Origin of the sequence: Rossellomorea sp. NPDC077527 (assembly GCF_044542955.1) — a bacterium.
Taxonomy (GTDB): Bacteria; Bacillota; Bacilli; order Bacillales; family Bacillaceae_B; genus Rossellomorea; species Rossellomorea aquimaris_E.
In genome coordinates, this window is sequence record NZ_JBITVL010000009.1 from 81,156 (window position 1) to 88,222 (window position 7,067).

6 protein-coding genes are annotated in these 7,067 nt (G+C 43.4%); all 6 read right to left on the reverse strand.

Annotated features, from left to right (window positions below; all coding sequences use genetic code 11):
• Positions 1–365 precede the first annotated feature (365 nt).
• The 6 genes from aroA to aroC all read right to left on the reverse strand — a co-directional run bounded on the left by aroA (position 366) and on the right by aroC (position 6,671).
• A complete protein-coding gene (gene aroA, locus ACIGG7_RS21785; protein ID WP_224940382.1) occupies positions 366–1,661 on the reverse strand; it encodes a 3-phosphoshikimate 1-carboxyvinyltransferase in 1,296 nt (431 codons plus the stop codon).
• A gap of 12 nt (positions 1,662–1,673) precedes the next feature.
• Positions 1,674–2,777, reverse strand: a complete 1,104-nt coding sequence (locus tag ACIGG7_RS21790) for a prephenate dehydrogenase (protein WP_224940381.1) — start codon at positions 2,775–2,777, stop codon at positions 1,674–1,676.
• Positions 2,778–2,841: 64 nt separating this feature from the next.
• Positions 2,842–3,942 (reverse strand): histidinol-phosphate transaminase, encoded by a 1,101-nt coding sequence (gene hisC / locus ACIGG7_RS21795; protein ID WP_224940380.1) that lies wholly within the window; start codon positions 3,940–3,942, stop codon positions 2,842–2,844.
• 42 nt (positions 3,943–3,984) lie between these two features.
• The gene (aroH, locus tag ACIGG7_RS21800; protein WP_224940379.1) at positions 3,985–4,350 is read right to left on the reverse strand and encodes a chorismate mutase; all 366 of its coding nucleotides are present in this window, start codon (positions 4,348–4,350) and stop codon (positions 3,985–3,987) included.
• 62 nt (positions 4,351–4,412) lie between these two features.
• Positions 4,413–5,495, reverse strand: a complete 1,083-nt coding sequence (aroB, locus tag ACIGG7_RS21805; RefSeq protein WP_397551016.1) for a 3-dehydroquinate synthase — start codon at positions 5,493–5,495, stop codon at positions 4,413–4,415.
• 3 nt (positions 5,496–5,498) lie between these two features.
• Positions 5,499–6,671: a chorismate synthase gene (aroC, locus tag ACIGG7_RS21810; RefSeq protein WP_397551017.1), complete on the reverse strand. Its 1,173-nt coding sequence runs from the start codon at positions 6,669–6,671 to the stop codon at positions 5,499–5,501.
• Positions 6,672–7,067 lie beyond the last annotated feature (396 nt).

Below are 7,067 nucleotides of genomic sequence, written 5' to 3' on the forward strand. Positions count from 1 at the left end.
TGTTAATAAATTCACTAAGATAATAATTCTTCACGGAGACAAAATCGCTACCTTTTGGCACCTCTGTATCACACATGACATGCCCTGGTGTCATGAGAAAACGTGAGACATCCATTCGCATGTACCTATAATACCGAAAGTTATCCCTGATGGCTGAAACCCTGCCATCTTCGATCAAAAGGGATGTGTGAGTAAGTTTAGTTTCCTTCACCCAATTTGCATTTTCAATGATATATGTGCTCAACCATTCATCACCTTCCTTTATAGACAAGCTATGACGGAAAGGATGAATTCATGTCACCACTTATAAAAAGGGGAAGCGGATGGACATCCTCCGTCCACCCGCCTCAAAGAAAAAAATTCTATTACTCATGTTCCAACAGTTGATTTATATGCTCAAAGAAATCGGGATACGATATCTTCACTGCCTCTGCATCCTCTAAATAGACATCAGATTCAGTCAGCAATGAGGCTACAGCAAGAGTCATTCCAATCCGGTGATCTCCCCATGAATGAACCTCTCCTCCGTGTAACGGAGTTTTACCCTCAATGACCATTCCATCTTCTGTTCCTTGAATGTTCGCACCAAGCTTGCCAAGCTCTTTCACGACTGCATCGATACGATTGGTTTCCTTTACCTTTAATTCTTCTGCGTCCCTGATGACCGTCTTCCCTTTCGCTTGTGTGGCTAATAGGGCAATGACCGGAATTTCATCAATTAATGAAGGAATCAGGTCTCCACCGATTTCAATCCCTGTAAGCTCCGAAGATTGAACAAGAATGTCTCCGATCGGTTCCCCCGCTTTGGAATGCTCCACTATTTCTATAGATGCACCCATTTTCTTCATGACTTCCACTATCCCAATACGGGTTTCATTAAGACCTACATTCTTTAACAGTACTTTACTATGGGGAACAATGGCGGCAGCCACCATAAAGAAGGCTGCTGATGAGATATCTCCTGGAACATAAATTTCTGTTCCTTTTAGTACTTGCCCGCCTTGGACCTTAATGGTATCTCCATGTTTTTCAATCTTCCCGCCAAACTCGAGAATCATCTTTTCCGTATGGTTTCTCGTCTGCTGCGGCTCAACTATTTCAGTCACTCCATCCGCCTGGAGCCCCGCCAATATGAGGGCGGACTTTACTTGGGCACTTGCAACAGGTAATGAATAATGAATGCCTTTCAGATTTCCACCCCTGATGGATAGCGGAGTGAAATTGCCTTCAGAACGGCCATCTATCACGGTACCGAATTTCTTCAGCGGCTCTGTCACCCTCTTCATCGGTCGCTTGGCGATGGAGGAATCCCCAATAAGAACCGAATGAAATGGTCTTCCTGCCAGAATCCCCATGATAAGACGGGTAGTAGTCCCCGAATTCCCTACATCCAGAATATCCACCGGTTCTTTTAGGTGATCCCACCCGTTACCATATACAATCACTTCATCTTGTGTGACCGTAATCTCCACACCTAACTTACGAAAGCAGGAAATGGTGCTTAAACAATCCTCTCCCATAAGAAAATTATGTATAACCGTTTTGCCTTCAGCAACCGATCCAAACATGATCGATCGATGGGAAATCGATTTATCCCCCGGTACTTGCAGCTCTCCATTCAAACCTTTATTTGGATTTGACAGTCTTTTCTTTGCTTTCATCCGTATCACCCTTTATCCCAAGAATAATTCATAATTCGTCTGATTACTTAAACAGTGAAGAGCTCTCTCCCTGTCTTCCAATGTTTGAAAGCTGATCACTAATACTCCATATATATCTTCTCTCGTTTCCATGATCCTGATATTCGTTAAACTGATCTTTTCCTGTGCAAGATAGCCCGTCACTTCAGAGATTACTCCTGGATAGTCGGGTACATCTACAAATAGATCGTAGAACGAAGGAATCGCCCCTTTTTCAAGAATCGGTAGATCATCCCTAAATATCTTTGCATCTTGAAAGTAATTGAATATCTTCTCAGTATCATTCATACTGACAAAGGAAACAACTTCCTCCATTTCAGCCTTCCACTCCTCAAGAAGAGCAAGCAAGACCTTCCTGTTTTGAATGGTAATGTCCTTCCACATTGTAGGATTGGAAGAGGCGATCCGGGTTATATCACGAAATCCGCCTGCAGCAAGCCTTCTCAAATATGGGTGCGAAGCCGAAGAAACCTTCGCCCGGTGAACCAGGGAAGCTGCAATGATATGAGGAAAATGACTGATTATGCCCGTCAGTTCATCATGTTCCCGCGGTTCTACCATCAAGAATTTAGCATGTGTCCCTTTCAGCCACTCCTGAAGCTCGGTCACGTTTTCCTCTCGAGCGCTGGGACTCGGAGTGAGCATATAGAAAGCATTTTCAAACAAAATTTCTTTCGCAGCGGCAATTCCACTCTTGTGTGAGCCTGCCATCGGGTGCCCCCCGATAAATTGGATTCCTCTTCTTGACATCCAGTCCGATTTCTTCATGATTGATTCTTTTGTACTGCCGGTATCTGTAATCAATACGTTTTCTTTCAATGAAAATGATTTAAATTGCTCGATGATCTTCTCGGTTTGGAAAACAGGGGTAGAAATAATGATGAGATCCGCTTGTTCTGCAGCATGCTGTAATGAAAGAGACATTTCATCGATTATACCTAAGGAACTGCCAAGTCTTAATTCTTTATGATTCACATCATGCCCAATGATTTTCGCATTGGGATGTTCTTTTTTTATACAGATGGCAAGAGACCCACCAATCAACCCCATGCCTATGATTAACACTGTTCCATTCATCGTTGTCCCTCCATCATCCTATTTGAAAAAAGCCGGAAAGGGCACACGCCCACCCGACCTCACTTCATACACTTCTTTGAAGGGCTAGAAATTCCTTCATTTTGTCAATGACTTCTTCATTTTGTTCATGGGATCCAACCGTCACCCTTACAGATTGAGGGAATCCTAAGGCAACTCCTGAGCGGACGATATATCCTTTACTCATTAAATATTGAAACACTTCGTCACCGCTAACTCCGAAATCAATTAATACGAAGTTCGCTTGTGAAGGGAAATAATCCAGACCTTGTTCCTCACAGAACTGGTAATACTGCTCCAGTCCTTTTCGATTATGGTCCCTGCATTCCTGTATAAATGCCTGATCATCGATGGCCGCTGAAGCCGTTCCTTGAGCAAGTGTATTATTATTGAAAGGTTCACGGATTGGTTCGAGTTTCCCGATCACGTCATCTCTACCTATCCCGAATCCTACTCTGAATCCTGCTAAACCGTAGGCTTTCGAAAAGGTCCGTGTGATCAATAATTGAGGATAGGACTTCAATAATTCTAAAGAATCATAATAATCCTCCGCCACCACATACTCGTAATAGGCTTCGTCCAATACAACGAGAACATGTGGAGGGACAGCATCTAAAAAGGAAATGAGTTCCCCGTTACGAATATATTCCCCCGTGGGATTATTAGGTGAACACAACCAGACAACCGAAGTGGTGTCATCGATCTCTTTAAGCATTTTGTCCAATTGATGCCTTCCCGCTGAATCCAGTGGGACCTCACGGATTTCTGCCCCTTCTACAATCGCATTGTGTTTATATTGGGGAAAGGTCGGTGTTGCCATTACAGTGCTTTTCCCAACACCCAATAAAGCCCTGGAGATGATTTCTATGACTTCATCTGATCCATTTCCAAATAGTAATTGTCCAGGTTCCACAGATAAGTATCCTGCCACCTTGAGGCGTAATTCTTTCGCATAACCATCAGGATAGATTGCATGAGAAAGTGCATTCGTTTTAAGAAACGTCTCAACGCTCTTTGAACAGCCGAATGGGTTTTCATTCGATGCAAGCTTCACCACTTTCTCAAGATTGAATAACTCTTTCACATCATCCATCGTTTTTCCGGGCTGGTATGCTTTTAAATTCTGAATCTGGGGTTTCCACTTCATGTTTAACTTCCTTTCAGTCTTTTTCATCTCTTCCAAAGATGGCTAATCCTTTTTCAAGTCAGGACGGAGGCTGACTGCATTTTCCATATAAATATGTTGGATATCCCTTTGAGGTGTTGACGTATGGTAATGAATCATCACTCTAATGCACAAAGGCAGTCCATGAGGTATATCTAACTCCTGCATGCACATGACAGGGACATATTTCCAATCCTCAAACCCCCTTAATGCTTTGGCAGGGAAAACGCTCTTGATATCATTTGTCGCAGAAATGAAAACAGATGCGACCTTATCTGCCTTTATATCATTATGTAAGATCATTTCCTTTAAGAGACTTTCGGTTGAAAGGAGAATTTCCTTTTCATCATCATGATCTGCTGTGGTGGCACCTCGAATTCCCCTGATCATTCTTCCACTCTCCCTTTATTCTCACTTTTTTATACTCTATCTCTTCCCTTTAAGGGAAGGTTTTACAACTTCCGAATGAATTCATCCGCTTGTTTCAGATCCTCTTTCTTCACGTCTTCTATCAAAGGGTCACCGATATCCTTTAATAAAATGAAAACGGGCTGGCCGTTTAAGGACTTCTTATCACGTTTCATTCCTTCGTATAATGTATCAAAATCGATGCTTGATGGAACCGTCAGATTATAACCGAGTGACTTGACCCACTGGATAAACGACTCCAAGTCAAATGGCAGGCCGCTGTAACGTTCACTAAGATATAAAGCGAAGACCATTCCGATCATGACCGACTCACCATGAGTCCGATTTCCATAGCCGCTTGCACTTTCAACAGCATGACCATAAGTGTGTCCGAAATTCAAGAATGCCCGGATATTCGACTCTCTCTCATCCTTTGATACAATTGCCCCTTTCACCTTAATGCCTTTAACCAGGCAATCTGTCAGAAAGTCCTTATCGAGATTTTCTGCAGATCGGAATGAGTGCATTAGATCATTTATAAATCCCTTATCTGATAACAATGCATGTTTGATTACCTCAGCGAAGCCGGACAGCACTTCATGTTTTGGTAGAGTAAAAAAATAATCCAAATCGAAGAATACACCTTCGGGTTGATAAAATTGCCCCACCATATTCTTACCTAATGGATGATTGATTGCCACTTTCCCTCCCACTGCGCTGTCATGGGCAAGGATTGTCGTCGGAACGCTGATGAAAGGGATTCCCCTCATATACGTAGACGCGATGAAGCCGGCTAGATCACCTATGGCTCCGCCACCGAAGGCAATCACAATAGATTTACGATCCACATGATGCTGAAGGCCGTGTGTTATCGCCTCTTCATAGGCGGAAAAGCTTTTCGCCTTCTCCCCTTTAGGAGCTTGATAAGTGGTTACTTCGAAAAACTGGCCGATAGCATTAGAGAAAGCTTCCCCATGAAGGTTGTATACTGATTCATCGGCTATGATCCACACCTTTGATACATCTTTAAACGCCTTCTTAATAAAAGAAACGATTTCATTGGTCATTCCCACTCCAATCTTTACATCGTATGTCTTTGAAGCGGTTTGAATGGTTACCTGTTCCATTTATTAATACTCCTTTGATTCTTGACGATGTCTATCGATATCTTGACGGAGCTTTTCAAATTGGTCACTATTGAACTGTTCGACGATGGCAGAGGCAAGCTCCCAGGCCACAACGGCTTCCGCCACTACACTTGCTGCAGGCACTGCACAACTATCTGACCTCTCAATGCTAGCTTTGAATGGTTCCTTCGTTTCGATGTCAACACTTTGAAGAGGTTTATAAAGGGTTGGGATCGGCTTCATGACTCCCTTGACTGAAATTGGCATACCTGTTGTCATACCCCCTTCAAAACCGCCTAATCGATTCGTCTTCCGGAAGTACCCTTTTTCTTCACTCCATGCAATTTCATCATGGACTTCACTTCCCGGTTTTCTGGCCATTTCAAAGCCCAGACCGAATTCGACTCCTTTGAAGGCATTGATACTCATGACTGCCATGGCGATTTTCGCATCCAGTTTACGGTCATAATGAACATAACTGCCAACCCCTGATGGCATTCCTTCAACGATGACCTCTACTACACCGCCTATTGAATCCCCATTTTTCTTAGCTTCATCTATCAGGTTCATCATCTTCTGGCTGGCTTCTTCATCAAGACAGCGTACAGGCGATGCTTCCGTCACATCCCTCAGTTCATTTATGGAATCATAATGAAGCTTTCCTGATTTAATGCCTCCGATTTCAAGGACATGTCCGACTACTTCAATCCCCAGTAACTTCAATAACTTCTTGGCAACGGCCCCTGCTGCGACCCTAACCGTCGTCTCCCTTGCAGAGGACCTTTCCAGTACGTTTCTAAGATCTCTATGTCCATATTTCATTCCGCCTACGAGGTCTGCATGTCCAGGTCTTGGACGCGAAATTTTTCTTTTGATTTCTTCCTCCACACCATCTTCCAGAGGTTCGATCCCCATTACCTTAGTCCAGTGAGTCCAATCTTTGTTCTCGACAACCAACCCGAGTGGAGATCCGAGGGTGTGCCCATGTCTTACGCCTCCTACAATCGATGCTCGGTCCGTCTCAATTTGCATTCTCCGTCCACGTCCATGGCCTTTCTGCCTTCTTGCCAGGTTCTCATTTATATCTTCAGCTTCTAAAGGCATCCCTGCCGGAAGCCCTTCAATGATGGTCGTTAACTGTGGTCCATGTGATTCTCCAGATGTTAAGTATCTCATTTCACTTTCCCCCTTCAACTCGTTAAAGAATTATGTACCAATATAACATAGAATTATTATTCTTTCCTAGCCCTTAAGTTTAAATAATTTTCTAAAATCTATTTTCCCCTGTAGAGGCTCTTTTTATAGCAGTGGTTGCTATTGGAAGAGAGTTTAGTCACCCACTTAAGTTCTTTTATAAGATTGCTGTGATTTTCACACAGACTATGGTAGTCCAATACTCTGTCAATAAGTATGTGCTTCAGGGTGAGGGGAACTGCTCCGCTTTCCACGGACATTCGGCCGAGTCTCCTCAGCAAAGTTGAGCTGCACCCCTATTGTTGGACACCCCAATCAACAATAGGAGGTGCCCGCACCAATGGCCAAGTTTACACAGGAACATAAACTTTACGTTGC